Annotated in this window: 18 protein-coding genes; 7 read left to right on the top strand and 11 right to left on the bottom strand. The window is 57.2% G+C overall.

Annotated features, from left to right (window positions below; all coding sequences use genetic code 11):
* The first annotated feature begins 3 nt into the window (after positions 1-3).
* The 3 genes from ACR0IO_RS14930 to ACR0IO_RS14920 are packed head-to-tail and all read left to right on the top strand — an operon-like array spanning position 4 to position 5268.
* On the top strand, positions 4-1185 hold the full coding sequence (locus tag ACR0IO_RS14930) for an acetyl-CoA C-acyltransferase (RefSeq protein ID WP_480742393.1): 1182 nt from the start codon (positions 4-6) through the stop codon (positions 1183-1185).
* Positions 1186-3486 (top strand): 3-hydroxyacyl-CoA dehydrogenase/enoyl-CoA hydratase family protein, encoded by a 2301-nt coding sequence (locus ACR0IO_RS14925; RefSeq protein ID WP_480742392.1) that lies wholly within the window; start codon positions 1186-1188, stop codon positions 3484-3486.
* 12 nt (positions 3487-3498) lie between these two features.
* Positions 3499-5268 (top strand): acyl-CoA dehydrogenase family protein, encoded by a 1770-nt coding sequence (locus ACR0IO_RS14920; RefSeq protein ID WP_480742391.1) that lies wholly within the window; start codon positions 3499-3501, stop codon positions 5266-5268.
* 85 nt (positions 5269-5353) lie between these two features.
* Here ACR0IO_RS14920 and ACR0IO_RS14915 read toward each other — a convergent pair whose 3' ends face one another.
* Genes ACR0IO_RS14915 through ACR0IO_RS14900 form a run of 4 tightly spaced genes read right to left on the bottom strand, consistent with a single transcriptional unit; the run spans position 5354 to position 10413 of the window.
* Positions 5354-6502 (bottom strand): acetyl-CoA acetyltransferase, encoded by a 1149-nt coding sequence (locus ACR0IO_RS14915; RefSeq protein ID WP_480742390.1) that lies wholly within the window; start codon positions 6500-6502, stop codon positions 5354-5356.
* A 12-nt stretch (positions 6503-6514) separates the two neighbouring features.
* Complete coding sequence (locus ACR0IO_RS14910) at positions 6515-6928, bottom strand: Zn-ribbon domain-containing OB-fold protein (RefSeq protein WP_480742389.1); 414 nt, start codon at positions 6926-6928, stop codon at positions 6515-6517.
* 15 nt (positions 6929-6943) lie between these two features.
* Complete coding sequence (locus tag ACR0IO_RS14905) at positions 6944-8572, bottom strand: acyl-CoA dehydrogenase family protein (RefSeq protein WP_480742388.1); 1629 nt, start codon at positions 8570-8572, stop codon at positions 6944-6946.
* On the bottom strand, positions 8569-10413 hold the full coding sequence (locus tag ACR0IO_RS14900; RefSeq protein ID WP_480742387.1) for a feruloyl-CoA synthase: 1845 nt from the start codon (positions 10411-10413) through the stop codon (positions 8569-8571). Before ACR0IO_RS14900 ends, ACR0IO_RS14905 begins: the two co-directional genes overlap by 4 nt.
* Positions 10414-10621: 208 nt before the next feature.
* On the opposite strand from ACR0IO_RS14900, the gene ACR0IO_RS14895 reads away from it, so the two are divergent.
* Positions 10622-11383 (top strand): SDR family NAD(P)-dependent oxidoreductase, encoded by a 762-nt coding sequence (locus ACR0IO_RS14895; RefSeq protein WP_480742386.1) that lies wholly within the window; start codon positions 10622-10624, stop codon positions 11381-11383.
* A 10-nt stretch (positions 11384-11393) separates the two neighbouring features.
* Positions 11394-12164 (top strand): crotonase/enoyl-CoA hydratase family protein, encoded by a 771-nt coding sequence (locus ACR0IO_RS14890; protein ID WP_480742385.1) that lies wholly within the window; start codon positions 11394-11396, stop codon positions 12162-12164.
* 75 nt (positions 12165-12239) lie between these two features.
* Here the strand turns inward: ACR0IO_RS14890 and ACR0IO_RS14885 are convergent, their stop codons facing one another.
* Together ACR0IO_RS14885 and fdxA are read right to left on the bottom strand one after the other, a co-directional pair.
* Positions 12240-13046: a ferredoxin--NADP reductase gene (locus ACR0IO_RS14885; protein WP_480742384.1), complete on the bottom strand. Its 807-nt coding sequence runs from the start codon at positions 13044-13046 to the stop codon at positions 12240-12242.
* Between the two features lie 9 nt (positions 13047-13055).
* Entirely contained in the window at positions 13056-13388 is a 333-nt protein-coding gene (fdxA, locus tag ACR0IO_RS14880) for a ferredoxin FdxA (RefSeq protein WP_480742383.1), read from the bottom strand.
* Between the two features lie 160 nt (positions 13389-13548).
* Here fdxA and ACR0IO_RS14875 point away from each other — a divergent pair, with 160 nt between their 5' ends.
* On the top strand, positions 13549-14715 hold the full coding sequence (locus tag ACR0IO_RS14875; protein ID WP_170334788.1) for an amidohydrolase family protein: 1167 nt from the start codon (positions 13549-13551) through the stop codon (positions 14713-14715).
* A gap of 55 nt (positions 14716-14770) precedes the next feature.
* Complete coding sequence (locus tag ACR0IO_RS14870) at positions 14771-15883, top strand: CaiB/BaiF CoA transferase family protein (protein ID WP_480742382.1); 1113 nt, start codon at positions 14771-14773, stop codon at positions 15881-15883.
* Here ACR0IO_RS14870 and ACR0IO_RS14865 read toward each other — a convergent pair.
* The 5 genes from ACR0IO_RS14865 to ACR0IO_RS14845 all read right to left on the bottom strand — a co-directional run bounded on the left by ACR0IO_RS14865 (position 15878) and on the right by ACR0IO_RS14845 (position 20964).
* Complete coding sequence (locus ACR0IO_RS14865) at positions 15878-16303, bottom strand: MarR family winged helix-turn-helix transcriptional regulator (protein WP_170334792.1); 426 nt, start codon at positions 16301-16303, stop codon at positions 15878-15880. The two genes, ACR0IO_RS14870 and ACR0IO_RS14865, sit on opposite strands and share 6 nt — an antisense overlap.
* A gap of 70 nt (positions 16304-16373) precedes the next feature.
* Positions 16374-17075 (bottom strand): ABC transporter ATP-binding protein, encoded by a 702-nt coding sequence (locus ACR0IO_RS14860; RefSeq protein WP_480742381.1) that lies wholly within the window; start codon positions 17073-17075, stop codon positions 16374-16376.
* The gene (locus tag ACR0IO_RS14855; protein WP_480742380.1) at positions 17068-17841 is read right to left on the bottom strand and encodes an ABC transporter ATP-binding protein; all 774 of its coding nucleotides are present in this window, start codon (positions 17839-17841) and stop codon (positions 17068-17070) included. Before ACR0IO_RS14855 ends, ACR0IO_RS14860 begins: the two co-directional genes overlap by 8 nt.
* Positions 17838-19682, bottom strand: a complete 1845-nt coding sequence (locus ACR0IO_RS14850) for an ABC transporter permease (RefSeq protein ID WP_155149572.1) — start codon at positions 19680-19682, stop codon at positions 17838-17840. The genes ACR0IO_RS14855 and ACR0IO_RS14850 overlap by 4 nt, the downstream gene beginning before the upstream one ends.
* A 67-nt stretch (positions 19683-19749) precedes the next feature.
* Positions 19750-20964, bottom strand: coding sequence for an ABC transporter substrate-binding protein (locus ACR0IO_RS14845; protein ID WP_480742379.1), 1215 nt, complete (start codon positions 20962-20964; stop codon positions 19750-19752).
* Positions 20965-21039 lie beyond the last annotated feature (75 nt).

Raw genomic sequence — 21039 nt, 5'->3', positions numbered from 1 at the left:
CCCATGCGTTCTGCCGTTATCGTCTCGACCGCCCGTACAGCTATTGGCAAAGCCTTTCGCGGTGCCTTCAATGACACACACCCCGCTGTTTTTGGCGGCCGTGTAGTCGCCGAGGCGGTCAAGCGGGCTGGGGTCGATCCGGCCGAGATTGAGGACGTGATCATCGGTAACGCTGTGCCCGAAGGCGCAAATGGTGGCAATCTGGGCCGTCAGATCGCTATGCGTGCGGGCCTGCCGGTGACGGCGTCGGGACAGACGATCAACCGGTTCTGTTCTTCGGGGCTTGAAGCGCTGACCCGGGCCTGTTCGCGGGTCATGGTCGATGGCTGTGACGTGGTTGTCGGCGGCGGTGCGGAAAGCATCTCGCTGGTGATGGGGCGCGACAACACTTATCGGCTGAAGGAAGAGTGGATCGAGAACAACATCCGGGGTTTCTACGATCCGATGATCAAGACCGCAGATACCGTGGCCGAACGCTACGGTATCAGCCGCGAGGCACAGGACGCATTCGCCCTGCAATCGCAACAGCGTACCGCTGCTGCACAAGAGGCTGGCAGGTTCGACGATGAGATCGTTCCGATCACGGTCACTAAGATGAATAAGGACAAGGAAACCGGTGAAGTCACCCAAGAAGAGGTCACGCTGACCCGCGACGAGTGCAACCGCCCCTCGACCACGCTGGAAAGCCTGCAGGATCTGGCCCCGGTAATGGGTGGGGACAAGTGGATCACCGCCGGTAATGCCTCGCAGTTGTCGGATGGTGGGTCGGCGCAGGTCGTGATGGAAGAGAAGCTGGCCGAAAAGCGCGGGCTTGAGCCTCTGGGACGCTATGTGGGCTATGTGGTTGCCGGTTGCGAACCCGACGAGATGGGCATTGGTCCGATCTTTGCGGTGCCGAAGTTGCTGGAGCGCAACGGGCTGAAGATGGACGATATCGGCCTGTGGGAACTGAACGAAGCGTTCGCCAGCCAAGCGCTGTATTGTCAGCAGAAACTGGGCATTTCCGACGAGATCCTGAACGTCGATGGCGGTGCGATCTCGGTGGGTCACCCCTATGGCATGTCGGGCACCCGCATGGTTGGCCACGCGCTGATCGAGGGCAAGAAGCGCAGAGCGAAATACGTTGTGGCCACCATGTGCATCGGCGGTGGTATGGGCGCGGCCGGCCTGTTCGAGGTTCTGTAAATGGGCGCGATCAACAAGGTTGCCGTCATCGGTTCCGGCGTGATGGGAGCAGGCATTGCCGCTCATTTCGCCAACGCCGGGGCGCAGGTGCTTTTGCTGGACATCGTGCCAGATGGAACTGCGGATCGCTCGGCGCTCGCTAAGGACGCTATTGCCCGTATGACCAAGGGCCGCGCGCCTCAACTGGCCGATCCTGCTTATGCCATACGGCTGACTGGCGGGAACCTCGAAGACGATCTGGCTTTGCTGTCTGATTGCGATTGGGTGGTTGAGGTTGTGTTGGAGGATCTTGGCGTCAAGCGAGACCTCTATACCAAGCTCGCTCCGCATATGCGGGATGATGCGATCCTGAGCTCGAACACTTCGACAATCCCGCTGGCGGACCTGATGGCCGAAATGGACGAAGTTCTGTGCAAACGTTTTGTCATTACCCATTTCTTCAACCCGCCGCGATATTTGCGGCTGCTCGAACTTGTCACCGGACCGAAAACCGATCCGGATGTGGTCGAACGCGTCCGCGCCTACGGTGACGAGCGTCTGGGCAAGACCATGGTGCTCTGCAACGACCGGCCCGGATTTATTGCCAACCGTCTGGGCGGCCTTTGGATGAACGTGGCCGTGCGCGAGGCCGTTGCACGTGGCATCACGGTCGAAGAGGCCGACGCCGTTCTGTCGCGCCCCTTTGGTGTTCCGGGAACTGGCATTTTTGGTCTGCTCGATCTGGTGGGCATCGACCTGATGGGCAAGTCGCGCCTGTCGATGCGGTCGCTGCTTGAGGCTGACGACCCGCAACAGATCCACACCGAGGGTGTCGATACATTCGACCGGATGGCCGCAAAAGGCTATGTCGGGCGCAAGGGTGATGGATCGGGTTTCTATCGCCGGTCCAAGGACGAAGCGTGCAAAACTATTGCCGAAGCCATCGACCTTGAGTCACTGGTTTACCGCTCGCGTGCCAAGACGCCGGAACTGGCAAAAACCTTTGGAACAGATTTCATCGATCAAAAGGGCGACAAGCTGGCCGACTACGCCTGGGCGGTGATGAGTGCGACTCTGTCCTATGCGGCCTACTGCGTGCCCGAAATCACCGATAGTCCGGCGGCCGTAGATGCGGGCATGGAGCTGGGATACAACTGGCGCATGGGCCCGTTCCGCCTGATGGATAAGATCGGCGTGGCCAAGATCGCTGCCCGTCTTGTTGAAGAAGGTCAGGATGTACCGCCTTTGCTGGCCTTGGCGGCGGAACGCGGCGGTTTCTATTCGGGGCGGGGTCGTGATTGTAAGGTGCTGCTGCCCTCGGGTGAGCAGGCGGATACACCGCGCGGACCCGGAGTGATCTTTGCCTCGGACTTCACGGATGATCCGGTTTTCACCTCCGAGGCCGTTGCCCTGCGCGACATGGGCGATGGAGTTGCGTTGCTGTCCATCACTTCACCCAACGCCGCCTTGGATGATCTGGTGATGCAGGGGATTTCCGATGCACTGGATGTCGTGGAATGCGATTTCCGCGCGATGGTTATCGGCTCCGACGGCAGTCACTTCTCGGTCGGCGCCAACTTGAAGAAGGCGCTGGACCGCGCAGACGCTGGCGAATTGGATCTGGTCGCTGGGCAATTGGCAATCGGTCAGGCCACCTTACGCAAGATGAAATACGCACCGTTTCCGGTGGTCTCGGCTGCCTGTGGTCTGGCCTTGGGCGGCGGGTGTGAGATCCTGATGCATTCGGACCGAGTCATGGCGACGCTGGAAAGCAATATCGGTCTGGTCGAGGCCAATGTGGGCCTGTTGCCCGCATGGGGCGGAACAACGGCCCTGTTGCTGCGCAAGACAGCGGAATTGGGCGATCCGGTTAAAGGGGCCGAAGCAGCATTTGATGTCATCTCGACGGCGCTGATGGTGGGATCTGCTCCTATGGCGCAACATGCTGGCTATCTGCGTAAAGACGATGGTGTGGTGATGAACCGGGACCGGTTGTTGGCGGACGCGAAATCGGCCGCCTTGGAACTGGCCAATGGCTATGCCGCTCCGGCCAAGGTCGAAATCACGCCGGACGCCGCTGCGATCAACACTGCGCTTGAGCCCAAGCTGGCCGCGCTGGCCGAAGCAACTGCGGATGCGCCCTATACGGTCGAGATAGCTCGCGAGACGGCGCATGTTCTTGCAGGGGGTGACGGTGGCACTCTGGATGAAGTGGCACTGCACAAGTTGGAAGCCGAAGGCATGATGCGCCTGATCCGACAGGATAAGACCATCGAACGGATGCGGCACACCATGAACACCGGCAAGCCGCTGAAAAACTGAGGGAAACACAGTATGGACTATCAACTCCCTCAGCGGGATATCGCGTTTCTTCTGGATGAGGTGCTGGACCTTGATAAAACTCTGGCACTGCCGGGTTACAAGCATTGTGACAAGGACACGTTCTTTGCCGTCGTTGACGCAATCAATTCCCTCGTGCGGGACAATCTCGCCACCTGCAACGAGGCCGGCGACAGCCCCGGCGCTCGGCTGGTAAATGGTCAGGTCTATGCTGCCCCCGGGTTTGGCGATGCCTACAAGGTGTTCTGCGAAGACGGCTGGAATGCGCTGGCGCTGGATGAAGAGTATGGCGGCCAGCAACTGCCCTTTGTTTTGCACGCAACGCTGCGCGAAGGCATGGCCGGAACCAATTTGGCGTTTGCCCTGATCCACGAGCTGAACTTCGGCGTGGTCGAGGCGCTGATGGCTTATGGCTCGGAAGAGCAAAAGGCCATCTATTGCCCGCATCTGACAAGCGGCAACTGGGCCGGAACCATGAACCTGACCGAGCCGCATTGTGGCACGGATCTGGGGCTTATCCGAACCAAGGCCGTTCGCAATGGTGACGGATCCTATGCCATCACGGGCAACAAGATATTCATCACGTGGGGCGATCATGACATGTCAGAAAACGTCGCCCACCTGATCCTAGCACGGGTCGAGGGGGCGCAACCCGGTCCGCGTGGTCTATCGTTGTTTCTTGCACCGAAATACATGCTGGATGGGGACAACAACACAACGGACCAGCGCAACGCGATCACCATTGCGGGGATTGAGAATAAGATGGGCATCCATGGATCGCCCACTTGCGCCATTTCGTTCGAAGGGGCCAAAGCCTGGATTGTTGGCGAAGAGGGCAAAGGGCTGGCCGCAATGTTCGTTATGATGAACGCTGCGCGTCTGTCGGTAGGTTTGCAGGGTCTTGGTGTGGCAGAAGTAGCGTTACAGTCTGCCAACGCTTACGCACACGAACGTCTGCAGGGCCGGGCACTTGATGAGCAACTGAACCCGACCGGCGTTGCCGATCCCCTGATCGCCCATGCCGATGTGCGTCGTCGTTTGTTAACCGCCCAGGGTGAGATGGATGCGGCCCGTGCGCTGGCCTACTACGCCGCAAGCCTGCTGGATGAGGCCCATCGCGCGGCTACGCCCGAGCAGCGCAAGGCTGCCGATGCCCGGTTGTCGCTGTTGACACCGGTGATCAAATCCTACCTCTCGGACATGGGATCTCGCCTGGCAAGCGAAGCTGTCCAAATGCATGGCGGGCACGGATACATCAAGGATTACGGTGTCGAGCAATTGATGCGGGATGTACGTATCACCGCGATTTATGAAGGCACAAATGCGATTCAGGCCCGTGATCTGGTGATGCGCAAGGTGCGCGGCGATCAGGGGGAAATAATCAAAAGTCTGGTGGCAGACATGCTGGAGGAGGCGAGCAATCTGCCTGCAGAGCTTTCCGATACGCAGCGGAGTCTGCGAGGCGCGGCCGAGCGGTTGGATCGTTCAACTGATTGGGTGTTGGATGCGTCGCAGGGTGAGGTCTTGTCCGGTGCCTGCGACTATCTGGAAATCGTAGCGCTTAGCCTGTCGGCTTGGATGTCAGCCCGGATCGCCCGCGCAGCAAGTGCCGCTACCGGCAGCCAGTCATCGGACTATTATGCAGATCGTCTGGATGCCGCACAGGCATTCATGACGCGTGCGCTGCCGCGCGCTGTAAGCCACGAACTGATCATGCAAACGGGTGAGCCCGGCGTTATCAGCCGGGCAGATCGCTGTCTCTGACCCTCCTTCTCCCCAGACAGCGACGCGACAGGGCGCTCTGAATTCAGAGCGCCCTTTTTTGCAATTGTCGCGATAGAGTTTCGGATCAGAGAGCAGCTTCGCTGCCCAAAACGGTGGTGAACTCGTTCGAGAACGTGCCGCCGTTGCCATGAGCAATGGCAATGTTGACGTCATTGATCTGTCGATCACCGCCATCCCCGCGGATCTGGGTGGCGGCTTCGATCAGGCAGAACAGGCCGTACATGCCGGGATGCACGCAGCTGAGTCCGCCGCCGTTGGTGTTGACAGGCAGGCTGCCGCCGGGCGCGATATTGCCATCTGCGACAAATGCCCCGGCCTCACCCTTTTTGACAAAACCCATGTCTTCTAGGAACAGCAGCGTGTTGATGGTGAAAGCGTCGTACAGCTCGACCACGTCCACGTCCTTGGTCGTGATGCCAGCCATTTCAAAGGCGCGTTTTGAGCTGTCCATTGCACAGGTGGTAGTGAGCGTTGTCGCCTGGCTGATTTCGCGGTGAGAAATCGCGTTGCCGCCGCCAAGGAAGTAGGCAGGTTTTTCCTGATAGTCTGTGGCACGCTCTGCCGAAGTCACGATGATCGCGGCCCCGCCATCTGACATCAAGCAGCAGTCCAGAACTGCAAGCGGATCCGCAACCATGGGAGAAGCCAGATACTCATCCATGGTCAGGTCCGTGCGCATTGTGGCATCCGGGTTCAGCTGTGCCCATTTGCGGGCCGAGATCGCCACATGACCAAGATGCTCCTTCGGTACATTGAATTCATGCATATAGCGCTGCGCGGTGAAGGCATAACCCGGGACCGGGACCATAGGTTCATAGGCACGTTCCCATTGCGGGGTTTCAATCAGGCCGTTCAGGTCCCGTGCGGATTTAGCGTTTGAGCCGTAGCAGATCAGAACGTTCTTACACAGGCCTGCCTGAATCGCCATCGTTGCTTCAAGTAGGTAGGACATGAAGGATGATCCCCCCACCATGTCCGAATTCGCCCAAGTTGGATTTATGCCCAGATACTCCGCAATCGAAAGCGTCGGGAAGAAGTGATAGAACGTGCCGCCACAGATCCCGTCGATTTCGGACAAATCCATACCTGCATCGGTCAGTGCGTTTTGTGTGGCCTTGGCGATCAGTTCCATGGGTGATGTATCTGGCGTTTTGCCCAGACCCCAATAGCCTTTGCCGACGATGGCGGATTTCCCGCGAAGAGAATGTGCCATGATGTGGTCTCCTTATTCCGCGGGTCTGAAGAAAACAGCCGGTTCGCCGGATTTTGTGTTGGGTCCGAAGTCAGGGGTCATAACGACGGCCTGGACCTTCATCCCGATTTCAATCGCTTCGTTGTCGACGTCGATAACACGACTGAACATCCGGGGTCCTTCATCCAGATCGATCAGTACATTGTTGATATCGCCACCGAATTTCGCGGGCCGCCGGATGATCGTCGAGGCGTAGACCGTTCCGCGGCCAGATGCTTCGACCCATTCCAGATCATCCGCACCAGTTGTTGGTGACAGAGCGCGAGGATAGAAAACGTACTCTCCCGTTTTGGTAGAGCGCTGAATCAGGAATTTTCCGGCCGCCAAACCGGCGCGAAAAGTCGTGTCTGCCTGTGGCCTGGCTTCGGGAAGGGCAAAGTCAGTCATATGTCTTCCTTGGTTTCACGCAGCGAAAATAGCTGCATCGTGAGTGGGTTGGGGATTGAGAATACGTTGTCGTAGCAAGGCGGCCTCGGGCAGGATGCGTGTACGCACGTGGCCTGCCGCTGCGCCTAGCAGATCCGGCTCGGGAGCTTGTGCAGCAACGGCTTCCATGTCGGCCCAGACACGCCCAAAATAGACGAGACCAGTCAAACGCGTGTAGTCGGCAACCGAGGGCCCGATATCAGAACGGGTCTGCATTTCCCTGGTGGCCGCACTCCATGCCTCGATTGCATCAGCCAGTTCCATCGAGGTAGGACCATCCGAGACAAGTTCGGTAAAGGCCTGAGCCGCGGCGCCTTCTTTCGCGCGGATTGCGCGGCGGGCAATCCCTGTGGCCAGCACACCATTGGTGCCTTCGTAGATTGCCATGATCCGCGCATCGCGCATGATCTGCTCGACCCGGTATTCCTTGCAGAAACCGTAGCCGCCGTGGATTTGAACTGCCTGGCTGGCGGCCATGTTGACCGCGTCGGTTGCAAACGCCTTGCATGTCGGGGTCAGGATATCCAGCAGTCCCTGATCGGTCCCCAGATCCATATCTACAAATGTCCGGTAAACCATTGCCCGGCAGCCCATTGCTTGGGCGTAAATGTCCAACAGCATCCGCTGCACGTCACCGTGCTCTGTAATCAGGGCCGTGCCTTCGGACGTGGTTCCTTGTCGCCGTGCCGCTGCGTGGGTGCGCGCGCGCTGAAAGGCGACATCCATCTGACCAACCGCTTGCAGCGACACATCCAGGCGTTCGGCATTCATCATGGTGAACATTGCGGCAAGGCCCTTGCCTTCTTCACCTAACAGCTCGGCTTGCGCCCGATCAAAAGCCATCTGACAGGTGGGCGAAGCATGCATGCCCATCTTTTCCTCGATGCGCACTGTCTGAACTGTGTTGCGGGTGCCGTTCGGCAGAACGGCCGGACAGGCAAACAGGCTCAGTCCCCGCACTCCTGGCGCTGAATTCGGCGTGCGCGCCAGTACCAGGTGCAGCACGTTATCGGTGTAATCGTGATCGCCACCTGAAATGAAAATCTTGGTTCCGCTGAGTGCGTGTCCATCGGCGGTGGGTGTTGCGAGTGTTTTGATCCGCCCAAGATCCGAGCCCGCATCAGGTTCAGTCAGGCACATCGAGGCCATCCACTCACCTGATACAAGCGGGGGCAACAGACGCGCCTTTTGGTCATCGCTTCCGGATGCTTTCAACGTACGGATGCAGCCCTGCGCGAGGCTCAGCACCATCTCGTAAGAAATGCACGCCCCGGCCAGCATGTCCGCCAGCACGGCTCCGAGAACGTGCGGCAAATCCTGACCGCCGAATTCTTCGGGCGCGCAAAGTCCTGGCCATCCAGCCTCGGCGTAGCGCTTGTAGGCCGAGATCATTTGCGGAGGCATTCTTACGCGACCGTTTTGCAGGCGAGCGCCGGTATCTTCACCAATCAGATCCAGCGGTGCGATCTCGGCATTGACGAACTTTCCAAGGGCCGGGATCACCGCGTCGGCCAGATCGTCGCTCCAATCCGGCAAGCGGTCGGGTTGGCCAACATGTTTCAGTACAAAGGCGATGTCAGCCTCGGATGCAGTGTAGTCGATCATGTGTTTCCCCGGCCTGTGACGATGACGACATCTGAGCCTTCATAAAGTTCGGTTACCGCATCGGCGCGCAGCTCCAGCGCAAGACGCTGGTTGATATAGCCCTTGTCCGTGATTTCGTTTCTTTCCACCGATGGCGCATCGCGTTCGATCCGCACCCGTCCAACGCGTGTCGCACTACCGGTTTGACCGGCGTTATAAGCAGCCAGTTGTTTAGTGATGAAGGCACGTACAGCTGGATCGTCTGCATATCCTGCCTGAGTATCGTCACGCCCGGTCAGCGTTTTGCATTCATCCGTGTTCAGGAACAGCAGAGCGCCAATCTCGGCCCGGTCATGGCCGGTAATGACCGCGTCAGATGCTATTGGACTCAGTGCTTGCAGCAGAGCCACGCGTAAATTTCCAACAGCAACCCATGTGCCGGTCATCAGCTTGAAATTCTCGGAAATGCGCCCATCGAACACGATGCCTCTGGATGGATCCTTAGGATCCTCCAACCGCCCGGCATCGCCGGTCAGGAAATACCCTTCTTCGTCGAAGGCTTCGGCGGTCTTTTCGGGATTATTCAGATAACCGGTCGTCACGTGCGGACCGCGGACTCGCATTTCCAGCTTGCCACCATTGGGTAGGAACTTGAGTTCTGATCCCGGGCCGGGCACCCCGATCACACCCGCTTTGTCGATTGGGAAGTGAACGCAGGTTGCCATCATTGCCTCTGTCAGACCCCAGGCGCTGACAAAGGGTACTTTCTCGCCCCGCTCTTGGATCCCCAGCTGTTCCAGCCCTTTCCAAAGGTGATCTGGCAGGCCGGCACCGGAGAAAAAGATCAGATCAAGTCGTTTGAAGAACGCTTGGCGAAACTCATCATCTTCGCGCAGGACCGGCAGCAGCATGTCAAAGCCGCGCGGGACGTTGAAGAACAAGGTTGGCGACACCTCGCGTACATTGCGAATGGTCTTTTCGATTTTGCCAGGGACGGGCTTGCCGTCGTCCAAATAGAGACTGCCGCCATTGCGCAGGATCATGTTAAAATTGAAATTGCCTCCAAAGGTGTGGTTCCAAGGCAACCAGTCCACGACCACGGGGGGTGCGGATTCCAGAAAAGGCCAGATTTGAACAACCGCCTCTTGCGTGGCCAACATCATGCGCTGAGTCACGATGACGCCCTTCGGCAGGCCGGTCGAGCCAGAGGTGAACAGGATTTTCCCCGTTGTGTCGAGACTAACCAATGCGTGTGCATCGGAAACTGCGCCGCTGACATCGGCCTTAAGTGCGCCATCGAAGGTCAAGTCCCCGTTGTCGGACAGACAAGCGACATCCGATGCAGACAGCATCGCAAACGCCTTTGCAAACGCCTGGGCATCATCAGCATAGGCCATGCCGGGTTTTGTTGTATCCACGATGTGGCGCAGTTTGGCGAGCGATTCATCAAACAGTGAATAGGGCACCGAAACGGGCACGACCGGTATTCCGACATGCATCGCTGCCAACATAAGAACGCCATGCCGAATCGAGTTTCCGGACAGGATCAGCAACGGTCGATCTGGTCCAAGCCCTTGTTGCAGCAAAAAGGCGGCAAGCGAATCTACCTGTGCTTTTGCCTGTGCATATGTAACGCCCTGCCACTTACCGTCTGGCCCGCGTTCCATCAGAAACGGTCGGTTTGGCGCTTGTTTCGCCCACTGATCCAGATAGCTGGACAGGCATTGCTCCGTGAACTCAAGCCCGTGCGGGCTGCGGAGCACAAACGCACCGTCGCCCAGATCTTCGCGCAGCACTTCGGCTGGTGCGAATTTGGCAGCCGGTGCCTTAAGTTCATCGTCCTTTGGGGCAGTGTTGCTCATGTCCTGTCTTCCTGAATCCACCGAGGGAACGGGTAAAGTGCATCGGTATTTCGAAATTCACGCTAACCAATATTATGTTAGTATGCAAATAAATTATTGATCGTTCACTAAAGCTCGAATACATGGGTATAACGCACCGAAATTCAGCGCAAGAATCCAAGCAGCGTTCGTCAGATCGCAGTGCCCTGGCCGCAAATGGAGGCAAGATATGAAAATCGAAAACGCATCAGTAATCGTCACCGGAGGCGCGTCAGGTTTAGGATTTGCCACGGCCGAATATCTGGCGGCGCGCGGCGGCCGGGTGGCTTTGTTCGACCTTCCGGGGGACAAACTTGATGCTTCGGCGGCTCAGCTCGGAGCAACTGCCGCCGCATGTGATGTGACCAGCGAAGCAGAGGTTGCCGACGCTTTGCAAGTGGCCATTGCGGCGAATGGCCTTCCGCGGATCGTGGTGAACTGCGCCGGGGTGACACATGGTGAGCGGATTGTGGGTCGTAACGGTCCGGCATCGCTTGAGGGGTTTGCACGCACCATACAGATCAATCTGATCGGAACGTTCAATGTCATGCGGCTGTCCGCAGAGCAGATTATGCAAAATGATCCGCTTGAGGACCAAGAGCGGGGGATCATTATCAACACAGCCTCAGCTGCAGCGTTCGAAGGTCAGATCGGGCAAGCGGCCTATGCGGCCTCAAAGGGTGGGGTTGCGAGTCTGACTTTGCCGGCGGCCCGAGAGTTTGCACGCTCGGGGGTGCGTGTCATGGCTATCGCGCCCGGCATTTTCTCAACCCCGATGATGGATCTGTTGTCTCAGGAGATACAAGATAGCCTGGGCGCCAAGGTTCCGTTCCCGACACGTCTGGGACAGCCATCCGAGTTCGCCCGTCTGGCGGGTCATATGATCGAAAATACGATGCTGAATGGCGAATGTGTCCGTCTGGATGGGGCAATCCGTCTTGAACCCAAGTGAGGCTGTTGGAATGGAATACACGCATATCAAACCCGAGACTGATGGGAATGTCGGCATCCTGACCCTGGACCGGCCTGCGAAGTTCAATGCGATCAATCACGGGCTGTTGTTTGAGATCGAGCACTACTTTGATACATTGCCTGACGAAATTGGCGCAGTTGTGATCCGCAGCTCGGGCCAGCATTTTTGCGCTGGTCTGGATTTGTTAGAGCATTCGATGCGCGATGCCGCAGGGGCCATGCATGAATGTCGCCTGTGGCACAGAATTTTCGACAAGATCGAGTATGGCAGAGTGCCGGTTGTCGCCGCGATGAATGGCGGTGTTCTGGGCGGAGGGATGGAACTGGCGATGACAGCCCATATCCGGGTCTCGCAGCAGGACACATTCTACGAATTACCCGAAGGTCGCCGCGCGATTTTTGTAGGCGGCGGCGCTACCGTGCGCGTGGGGCGGATCATTGGTGCCAGCAGGATGATGGAGATGATGCTGACTGGACGTCGCTATGGGGCCGAGCAAGGGTTGCAGCTGGGTTTGGCCCATTATGTCGAGCTGAATGATACAGCCTTTGACAAAGCGATGGAACTGGCCCGGCGCGTTACTGAAAACGCGCCTTTGTCCAACTACATGATGATGCAGGCGATCACGCGCATCAACGACATGTCGGCCAGCGATGGATTCTTTGCAGAGAGTCTGGCGGCGGCGATTGCTCAATCCTCTCCCGAAGCGCGGGCGGGGATGGAGGCGTTTCTGACTAAAACGGGGAAGCGGGACAATCAGTGAGGTCCGAGACACGCGGGATCTGGCGTGAGAGCGGTTCACCAGATCCCGGTGTCGGGCGGGGCAGAGCCCCGGTGGTTAGTCGACGAAGGCGCGTTCGACGACAAATGTTGCAGGTTTGTTGTTGGCACCCTCTTCCAGTCCGAACCCTTCCAGCGCGGCCTTGGTATCCTGAAGCATTGCCATCGAGCCGCAGATCATTCCGCGATCATGTTCCGGAGAGATCGCGGGTACGCCCAGATCATCGAACACTTTGCCTGACGCCATCAGATCGGTGATCCTGCCCTGAAATGCATAATCCTCACGCGTGACGGTGCAATAGTGGCGCAGGTTCTGGGCCATCTCACCCACCAGCGGGTCGGATTTCAGTGCTGTGACCAAGTTTTTGCCGTATTGCAGTTCCGCTGCCTCCCGACAGGTATGAGTCAGGATAACTTCATCGAATTTCTCATAGGTTTCGGGATCGCGGATCAGGGACGCAAAAGGTGCGATGCCGGTGCCGGTTGAGAACATCCACAGCCGCTTGCCTGGCAGCAGCGCGTCGTTAACCAGCGTACCTGTCGGCTTTTTGCGCATCAAAACGGTGTCACCTTCGCGGATCTTCTGCAGATGCTCGGTTAGCGGACCATTTGGTACTTTGATCGAATAGAACTCGAGTTCTTCATCCCAGCTGGGTGAGGCGATAGAATAGGCACGGAACACCGGCTTTTCGGCATTCGGCAGACCTATCATCACGAATTCACCGGACCGGAATCGAAAGGTCGATGGGCGGGTGATACGGAATCTGAACAGGCTGTCCGTATAATGCTGAACTTCGGTCACCGTTTGGGCAAACACGCCTGCCGGTATGGGAAAATCCGTCTTTGATTGGGTGTCCAGCGACATCATGCTCTCCTATGCGTCCGCGGGAGCTTCGGACAGAAGCTCCAGTTTGCTGTCCTTGCCGTTCCAGTCATCGGCGTCGGGCAAAGGGTCTTTTTTTTCCGTAATGACGGGCCACCGTTCTGCATATTTACGGTTCAGATCGACCCAGTCTTCCATTCCGTCATCGGTATCCGGGCGGATTGCATCTGCAGGGCATTCCGGTTCGCAAACGCCGCAATCAATGCACTCATCAGGATGGATGACCAATGTGTTTTCGCCTTCGTAGAAGCAGTCAACCGGGCAGACTTCGACGCAATCTGTAAATTTACAGTTGATGCAGCTATCCGTCACTACATAGGTCAACGTGGCTATCCTTGTCGTTAGTGTACGAATGAATATTTCTGAACGGCGTCGCCTGTCAACACGTTTTTGTACTAACGATTATTTAGAGTGCTTCGTGCTTGACCTAGAGGCCAATATAATTAGTATACTAACGAAATATCCAAATCTTCGAGAGGGACAGATGGCTGATAAACTGGTCGTGAAAAACATCGGACTTCTGCTATCAGGAAAGATGGAGAACCCGATTCTCGATGCGGACTGCGTGATCGCCATAGACGGCAAGATTTCGGACTGGGGATACGAAAAGGACCTCGATTGTGACGATGCTGACACCGTGGTGGACGCCAATGGTGTGACTCTGGCACCGGGCCTTATCGACAGCCATATTCATCCGGTCGTTGGCGACTATACCCCCAGACAACAACAGCTTCACTGGATCGATTCCACGTTGCACGGCGGCGTGACCACACTGATTTCCGCGGGTGAAGTGCATATGCCGGGTCGGCCTAAGGACGTGGTGGGCCTGAAGGCGATGGCGATTGCAGCGCAGCGTTGGTATGAGAATTTCCGACCTTCTGGCGTAAAGGTTCATGCCGGAGCACCGGTAATCGAACATGGTATGGTCGAGGAAGACTTCAAAGAGATGGCTGACGCCGGCGTCAAGCTGCTGGGTGAGGTCGGGCTGGGTACGGTCAAGGACGGCAAGACTGCCAAACAGATGGTCGACTGGGCGCGAAAGTACGGTATCCAGTCAACAATCCATACTGGAGGGCCGTCGATTCCGGGGTCCGGCCTGATTGATGCGGATATGGTTCTGGAAACCGGAACCGATGTGATTGGGCATATCAATGGCGGGCATTCCGCGTTGCCTGACGATCAGATCACCTGCCTTTGCGAAAGCTGTACCGCCGGGTTGGAGATTGTGCACAACGGGAACGAACGCGCCGCACTTCTGACTCTGAACACCGCGCGTGAGCTCAAGCAGATGGATCGGATCATACTGGGTACGGATGGACCAGCTGGCTCTGGTGTGCAGCCACTGGGTATCATGCGGATGGTCGCGATGCTGTCAGCTTTGGGCAACGTTCCCGCCGAGATCGCGTTTTGCTTTGCGAACGGAAATACCGCACGTCAGCGCGAACTGGATACGGGTCTGATCGAAAAGGGGTATTGTGCAGATTTCGTGCTGATGGATCAGGCGCAGCACGCACCAGGTAAGACGATTCTAGAATCTGTTCAGTTAGGAAATCTTCCGGGTGTCGGTATGACCATCATCGATGGTGTCGTGCGTTCAGAACGCAGTCGCAATACGCCTCCGGCAACGCGATTGCCGCAGATTGTTAGCTGAACAGATCACTTCAGGATGTTGAAGGCATTGGGGCAAAGCGAGACTGGGAGGTAAGATGAGCGCACCTTTGCAGGGCCTGAAAGTGGTTGAGCTAGCCAGGATTCTGGCGGGTCCGTGGATCGGTCAGACATTGGCCGATCTGGGGGCCGAAGTTCTCAAGATCGAAAGCCCGGATGGTGATGACACCCGCAAATGGGGGCCGCCATTTATCGAGCGTGACGGAGATCGGACGGCCGCATATTTTCACGCCGCAAACCGAGGAAAGGATAGCATGGCGCTGGACTTTGCGGATGTGGAGGACCGGTCAAAACTGCTCGACCTGATCCGCGAGGCGGATGTTGTGGTCGAAAACTTCAAAGTCGGCGGCCTGCAAAAGTTTGGCCTGGACTATAACAGTGTCAAAGAAATCAATCCCCGCCTGATCTACGCCTCTGTTACGGGGTTTGGTCAGGACGGGCCATATGCACATCGTGCCGGTTATGACTTTCTGATCCAGGGCATGAGCGGAATCATGGATCTGACCGGCGATCCACAGGGCGAACCGCAAAAAATCGGTGTGGCTTTTGCGGACATATTCACCGGGCTTTACGGAGTGATCGGAATTCAGGCTGCGCTGGCGGAACGAGAAAGATCGGGGCAGGGGCAACATGTGGATCTGAGCTTGCTCGATTGCATGACAGGAGTGTTGGCCAACCAGGCAATGAACTATTTGGCTTCGGGGAATTGCCCGACCCGACTGGGGAATGCGCATCCAAACATTGTCCCGTATCAGGTGTTCTCGGTTGCGGACGGCCATATCATCATCGCGAGTGGAAATGACCGTCAGTTTGCAACGCTTTGCGGGATTCTGGGGTGTTCCGAACTGGTTGATGATTTGCGGTTTGCAACCAACCCGGATCGTGTGGCGAACCGCTCTGAACTGAGCGACATGCTGAGCGAAGCCTGCCAGAAATGGACCAAGGCTGACCTGTTGGCAGCGCTCGAACACGGTGGAGTGCCAGGGGGGCCGATCAATACGGTCGCCGAAGCGCTGAGTGATCCGCAAATTCATCATCGTGTTATGCAGATCGAGCCGGAAGGTGTGCCGGGGCTGCGCACACCAATCCGGTTTTCACGGTCGGCATTGCGTCTGGACAAAGCATCGCCCAAACGGCCGGTCAGATCATGAGATTTTGCGCAGGATTTTGATCAGGTTGCGTTGCTCGGCGGCGGTCAGGGGTTTCAGCGTTTCGCCCGTGATCTTCTGGCCGACTTCTTTCATCCGTTCAACCAGCGCCTCTCCGGCCGGCGAAAGCGATATCAAAGTGCGGCGTTTATCGTCCGGATCGGCCTCGGTAATCGTGAAGCCCTTTTGCTTCAAGCGGTCCACAACACCTTTGATCGTCGCGACATCCATGGCGGCCAACCGGCCCAAGCGGTTTTGCGAACATTTGCCGAGCTCGGCAATTCGCACCAAAGCTGCAAATTGAGTGGGCGTCAGGCCTTCCAGGGTGTGCGACTGAAAAATCGAAGCGTGACGCTGATTGGCCAGACGCAACAAATAACCGACCTGACTGTCGAGCAGATAGCTGTCGTCTGAGTCTGTCATGGTTGCTCCTGACCGGTATTTTCGTTTGTGTTATAATAAACGTCCGGGCAACCGCTACAATAGCCAGGGGTCATACCGCAAGGTAGGAACTGGAAATCTCAGGATTTTCGTCCAGATCCGCGAAACTACCTTCGAACCTCATCTCTCCTTTTTCTATGATATATGACCGGTCCGAGACCAGCCTTGCAAAATGCAGGTTCTGTTCACTGATCAGTACCGACAAACCTTCGCGTTTCAATTCGGCTATGACACGCGCCATCTGTTCGACGATTACCGGAGCGATCCCCTCGGATGGTTCATCCAGCAAGACCAGTTTGGGGTTGCCCATCAGGGTGCGGGCTATGGTCAGCATCTGCTGTTCACCCCCAGACAACTGCTTGCCGAGGTTTTTCCGACGCTCATCAAGGTTTGGGAACAGCTCGAACAGATGTTCCAGCGTCCATTCCGGGGCACCCGGGCGGGGTGGGCGACGACCGACCTCCAGATTTTCTTCAACTGTCAGGTCACCAAATATCCGCCGTTCTTCGGGAACATAGCCGATGCCTGCGCGGCAAATGGCATGGGGCGTGCCACCCAGGATGCTGCGTTCGTCATAGTGAACTGTACCTGCTGTGTGGCGTACCAGCCCCATGATTGATTTCATTGTCGTAGATTTTCCGGCGCCATTGCGCCCCATCAGCGCGACAACTTCGTTCTCTTGGATATTCAGAGATACGCCGTTTAGAATCTGTGCGCGGCCATACCATGCACCGAGGTTGGTGACTTCAAGCATAGGCACCCTCCGCTTCGAAAACGCTGCCGCCACCCAGATAAACTTCCTGTACCGTTGGGTTTGCTCGGATTTCCGAGCCGGTGCCTTCAGCGATCAACTCACCCCGATTCAGGACAAGTATGCGGTGGGCATGGGCAAAAACCACATCCATGTCATGTTCAGTGAAGACGACGCTGACCCCTCCCTTTGCAACGATTTCTGCGGTCAGGGACATTAGCGCGAGCCGCTCGGAAGGTGCCATACCAGCGGTTGGCTCATCCATCAGCAATAAGGCGGGTTCGTGGGCGAGTGCGATCGCCAGTTCCAGCCGCTTGAGGTCACCGTAGGCCAGTTCCGAACAGGCGCGCCCGGCCTGATCCTGCATCGAGACGAGCTCCAGCAATGCCATCGCCTCATCCACGTACAAATGTGTCGCACGAGAAAACAGGTCAAACACCCGACGATGATGCGAGATCAGCGCCATCTGCACGTTTTCGACAACTGTCATCGAAAGGAAAGTCGCCGTGATTTGGAACGTGCGGCCTACGCCCATTCTCCAGATTTTCCGCGGTGGATGGCCGATCAGGGCCTGGCCACGCAGCAAAACCGAGCCACTATCAGGTTTCAAATACCCGTTCAGCATGTTGAAACAGGTTGTCTTGCCTGCACCGTTTGGGCCGATCAGGGCCAGATACTCACCTTCGTTCAGATCGAAGCTGACATCTTTGACCGCCTGCACGCCTCCAAAGCGTTTGGAAAGGTCACGTACCTCAAGCACCCGAGTCATGCCCGCTCTCCCTTCAGCATGCGCAACAGTCGCTGAATGCCGCCTGCGATCCCATCCGGAGCCAGCAAAACGACGACCAGAATGATGGCGCCGAAGATAAACCGCCAGTAATCCAGCCGTGTGACCCAGTCCTCAATCAGAACAAAGGCACCGGCACCCAGGATTGGTCCAGCCAAGGCGTGAATACCGCCCAGCAACACCATGATCAGGCCGTCGATACTCTGCGCAATCCCCAGACTGTCAGGAAAGACGCTGCCTTTGGAAAAGGCAAATACGACGCCGGCCAAACCTGCAAAACCTCCGGCCAGAACAAAGCCCATCCATTGGTGGAAGCGGGTATCGACACCGATCGCTTCGGCCCGGGTCTGGCTGTCGCGTATGCCGCGCAGCACGTAACCGAAGGGCGAGAATGCCGCGCGGCGCAACATCCAAATACCGCCAACACACAAAACAAAAGCGATATAGAAAAAGACCTTGTCCGAACTGGCCCACTTGGCAGGCCATACCCCAAGGATTCCATCATCGCCTCCGGTAAACTCCTGCCATTGGAAGGTGACCCCCCATAGGATCTGAGCGGCGGCCAGCGTGAGCATCGCCAGATATACGCCAGAAAGCCGTACGCAGAACCAGCCAAAGAACAGGGCCGCCATAGCGGCGCAGATCGGGCCAAAGATCATCGCCGGGAGCATTCCAAATCCGAGAAACTTGACGGCCATCGCCGCAGCATACGCCCCGACACCAAAGTAAGCGGCATGCCCGAAGCTGACCATGCCTCCGACGCCCATCATGAAATGCAATGACACTGCAAACAGCGTTGCCACCATCACATCCACCATCAGGACCGTCGTGAAATCGGCGGTGAAGAACGGGCTGAGTGCAAGTACGCCCAAAGCCGCAAAAAGAACCATAGCCGATTTCTGGTCCATCAGCGCCAGAGGCCGCTCGGGTTCTTCTGGCGCGCCTTTCTCGCTGCCCGGTTTTCCGAATAACCCATGAGGCCGGAAGATCAGGACGATCGCCATCACGATAAAGGGCAGGACAATCGAGATTTGGGGGAAAATCAGGATCGCAAACGCATTGAGAACCGAGATGAGAACTGCGGCGACAAATGCCCCTGAAACACTGCCCATACCGCCGATAACGACGACAACGAAGGCTTCACCGATGATCGAAAGGTCCATTTGCAGCGACACCGCTTCACGTGGAATTTGAAGCGCACCGCCCAGCCCGGCCAGGAATGAACCCAGCACAAAGGCCGCCGAGAACAACCAGGCCTGATTGACGCCAAGTGCGCCGACCATTTCGCGGTCCTGTGTGGCTGCACGGACCAGCACACCCCAGCGCGTCTTGTGGAACAGCAACCAGATCGCCAGCAGCACGACAGGTCCGATCGCAATCAGGGCGAGATCATATTCAGGGATTGGCTCTCCCATGATCCGGACCGCTCGATCAAGTCCAGGCGCGCGCGGCCCCAGCAGGTCCTCAGCCCCCCAAATCGCCAAAGTCGCATCCTGAAAGATCAGAACGACCCCAAAGGTTGCAACCAGCTGGAACAACTCGGGCGCATGATAGATGCGGCGCAGGATGGTCAGCTCGATCACGAGGCCGATCAATCCGACAATCATTGCAGCCAGAATCACACTGCCCCAAAATCCGATGATGCTGCCGCTCCAGATTGAGACCAGCGTATATGCGAGATACGCGCCGATCATATAGAACGAGCCATGTGCGAAATTCACGATCCGCGTAACGCCGAAGATGATCGAAAGCCCGGAAGCGATGAGAAACAGCGAAGACGCATTCGCCAATCCAGTCAGTAGCTGAGCAAAATAGAACCCCATCGGGCCACCGTCCCTTGTTCGTGTTCTTATTGTGGGGCGGGGCAACATATGCCCCGCCGATTTCGGCTTATTCCGCCGGACGCAGGGCTGTTGCGTCTTCTTCACTGGGCAGATAATCGGCCCCATCAGCATAGGCCCAGTCGACCATCACAGGGTTACCATCCACCATACCGGTCTTGCCGACATAGGCACCCATCGTGGACTGGTGGTCAGCCGCGCGGAAAGTGAATGGGCCGGTGGGGCTGGTGTCAACGGTCAGTCCCTCCATTGCAGCCAGCAATGCCTCGGTGTCTGTTGAACCGGCTTTCTCCAGTGCAGCAGCAATCGCCAGAACTGAGTTGTAGCCGACTATCGAACCCGTCTTGGGTGCTTCGCCAAATTTCGCGATATAGGCATCGGCAAAGGCTTTGTGGTCGTCGGTCTCGATATCTGTTGATGGATACCCGGTTACGATCCAACCCTCGGGCGCTTCATCCCCCAACGGAGCAAGATACTCGGGCTCACCAGTCAGAAGAGACGCCACATCGCGGTCTTCGAAGAGGAAGCGCAATGACCCTTCACGGACGAATTTTGCCAGATCACCACCAAATGTGACGTTGTAGATCGCATCCGGTTTGGCCGCCTCCAATGCGCGTACGGTTGATCCAGCGTCGATCTTGAATAATGGGGGCCACTGTTCTTCGACAAACTCCACATCAGGGCGCAGTTTGGTCAGCTCTGATTTGAATGCCTTCACCGCATCCTGCCCATAGGCATAGTTCGGCGCGACGGTGGCCCATTTCACAGCGTCCAGCTTGGCGGCTTGTTCGGCCAGCATTGCAGCCTGCATGTGGGTCGAGGGGCGCAGCCGGTAGGTGTATTTGTTCCCCTTGGACCAAACGATCGCGTCTGACAGAGGTTCGGAGGCGAGGAACAGAACCTCTTTCTGTTTGGCGAAATCCGATACGGCCAGGCCGATATTGGACAGGAATGTACCAAAAATCAGCACGGCTCCGTCTTTCGAAACCAATTCTTCAGCGATGCGGATTGCGGTCGCGGGATCTCCGGTATCGTCGCGGCTGATGACTTCAAGTTGTTTGCCGTTGACGCCACCTGCGGCGTTGATCTGTTCAACAGCCAGTTGCCAGCCTTTTTTGTAAGGCTCCGTAAAAGCCGGAAGCCGGGTGTAGCTGTTGACTTCGCCCAGCACAATGGTGTCTTGGGCCAAGCCGCTGCCGGCTGTTAAGCCGGCCAAAGGCAACGCGGCGAGCGCGCCAAGTACCGTGCGTCTGATCAGATTCATATCTAGTCCTCCCTATGATCATTTTTCACGGCCAGTTGTGCCCGGCTTCTTGGTCGTTGTCAGTGCCAGATTGAG

Source organism: Ruegeria sp. CE12, from assembly GCF_056537525.1.
This window is presented reverse-complemented; position numbering and strand designations above follow the sequence as displayed.

What these genes read in the sequence shown, in the direction of transcription:
- ACR0IO_RS14905 (WP_480742388.1), bottom strand. Translation starts at nt 8,572, where the DNA reads ATGATCGACTACACTGCATCCGAGGCTGACATCGCCTTTGTACTGAAA.
- ACR0IO_RS14845 (WP_480742379.1), bottom strand. Translation starts at nt 20,964, where the DNA reads ATGAATCTGATCAGACGCACGGTACTTGGCGCGCTCGCCGCGTTGCCT.
- ACR0IO_RS14860 (WP_480742381.1), bottom strand. Translation starts at nt 17,075, where the DNA reads ATGCTTGAAGTCACCAACCTCGGTGCATGGTATGGCCGCGCACAGATT.
- ACR0IO_RS14895 (WP_480742386.1), top strand. Translation starts at nt 10,622, where the DNA reads ATGAAAATCGAAAACGCATCAGTAATCGTCACCGGAGGCGCGTCAGGT.
- ACR0IO_RS14875 (WP_170334788.1), top strand. Translation starts at nt 13,549, where the DNA reads ATGGCTGATAAACTGGTCGTGAAAAACATCGGACTTCTGCTATCAGGA.
- ACR0IO_RS14850 (WP_155149572.1), bottom strand. Translation starts at nt 19,682, where the DNA reads ATGGGGTTCTATTTTGCTCAGCTACTGACTGGATTGGCGAATGCGTCT.
- ACR0IO_RS14920 (WP_480742391.1), top strand. Translation starts at nt 3,499, where the DNA reads ATGGACTATCAACTCCCTCAGCGGGATATCGCGTTTCTTCTGGATGAG.
- ACR0IO_RS14870 (WP_480742382.1), top strand. Translation starts at nt 14,771, where the DNA reads ATGAGCGCACCTTTGCAGGGCCTGAAAGTGGTTGAGCTAGCCAGGATT.
- ACR0IO_RS14855 (WP_480742380.1), bottom strand. Translation starts at nt 17,841, where the DNA reads ATGACTCGGGTGCTTGAGGTACGTGACCTTTCCAAACGCTTTGGAGGC.
- ACR0IO_RS14890 (WP_480742385.1), top strand. Translation starts at nt 11,394, where the DNA reads ATGGAATACACGCATATCAAACCCGAGACTGATGGGAATGTCGGCATC.
- ACR0IO_RS14930 (WP_480742393.1), top strand. Translation starts at nt 4, where the DNA reads ATGCGTTCTGCCGTTATCGTCTCGACCGCCCGTACAGCTATTGGCAAA.
- ACR0IO_RS14900 (WP_480742387.1), bottom strand. Translation starts at nt 10,413, where the DNA reads ATGAGCAACACTGCCCCAAAGGACGATGAACTTAAGGCACCGGCTGCC.
- ACR0IO_RS14910 (WP_480742389.1), bottom strand. Translation starts at nt 6,928, where the DNA reads ATGACTGACTTTGCCCTTCCCGAAGCCAGGCCACAGGCAGACACGACT.
- ACR0IO_RS14885 (WP_480742384.1), bottom strand. Translation starts at nt 13,046, where the DNA reads ATGTCGCTGGACACCCAATCAAAGACGGATTTTCCCATACCGGCAGGC.
- ACR0IO_RS14915 (WP_480742390.1), bottom strand. Translation starts at nt 6,502, where the DNA reads ATGGCACATTCTCTTCGCGGGAAATCCGCCATCGTCGGCAAAGGCTAT.
- ACR0IO_RS14925 (WP_480742392.1), top strand. Translation starts at nt 1,186, where the DNA reads ATGGGCGCGATCAACAAGGTTGCCGTCATCGGTTCCGGCGTGATGGGA.
- ACR0IO_RS14865 (WP_170334792.1), bottom strand. Translation starts at nt 16,303, where the DNA reads ATGACAGACTCAGACGACAGCTATCTGCTCGACAGTCAGGTCGGTTAT.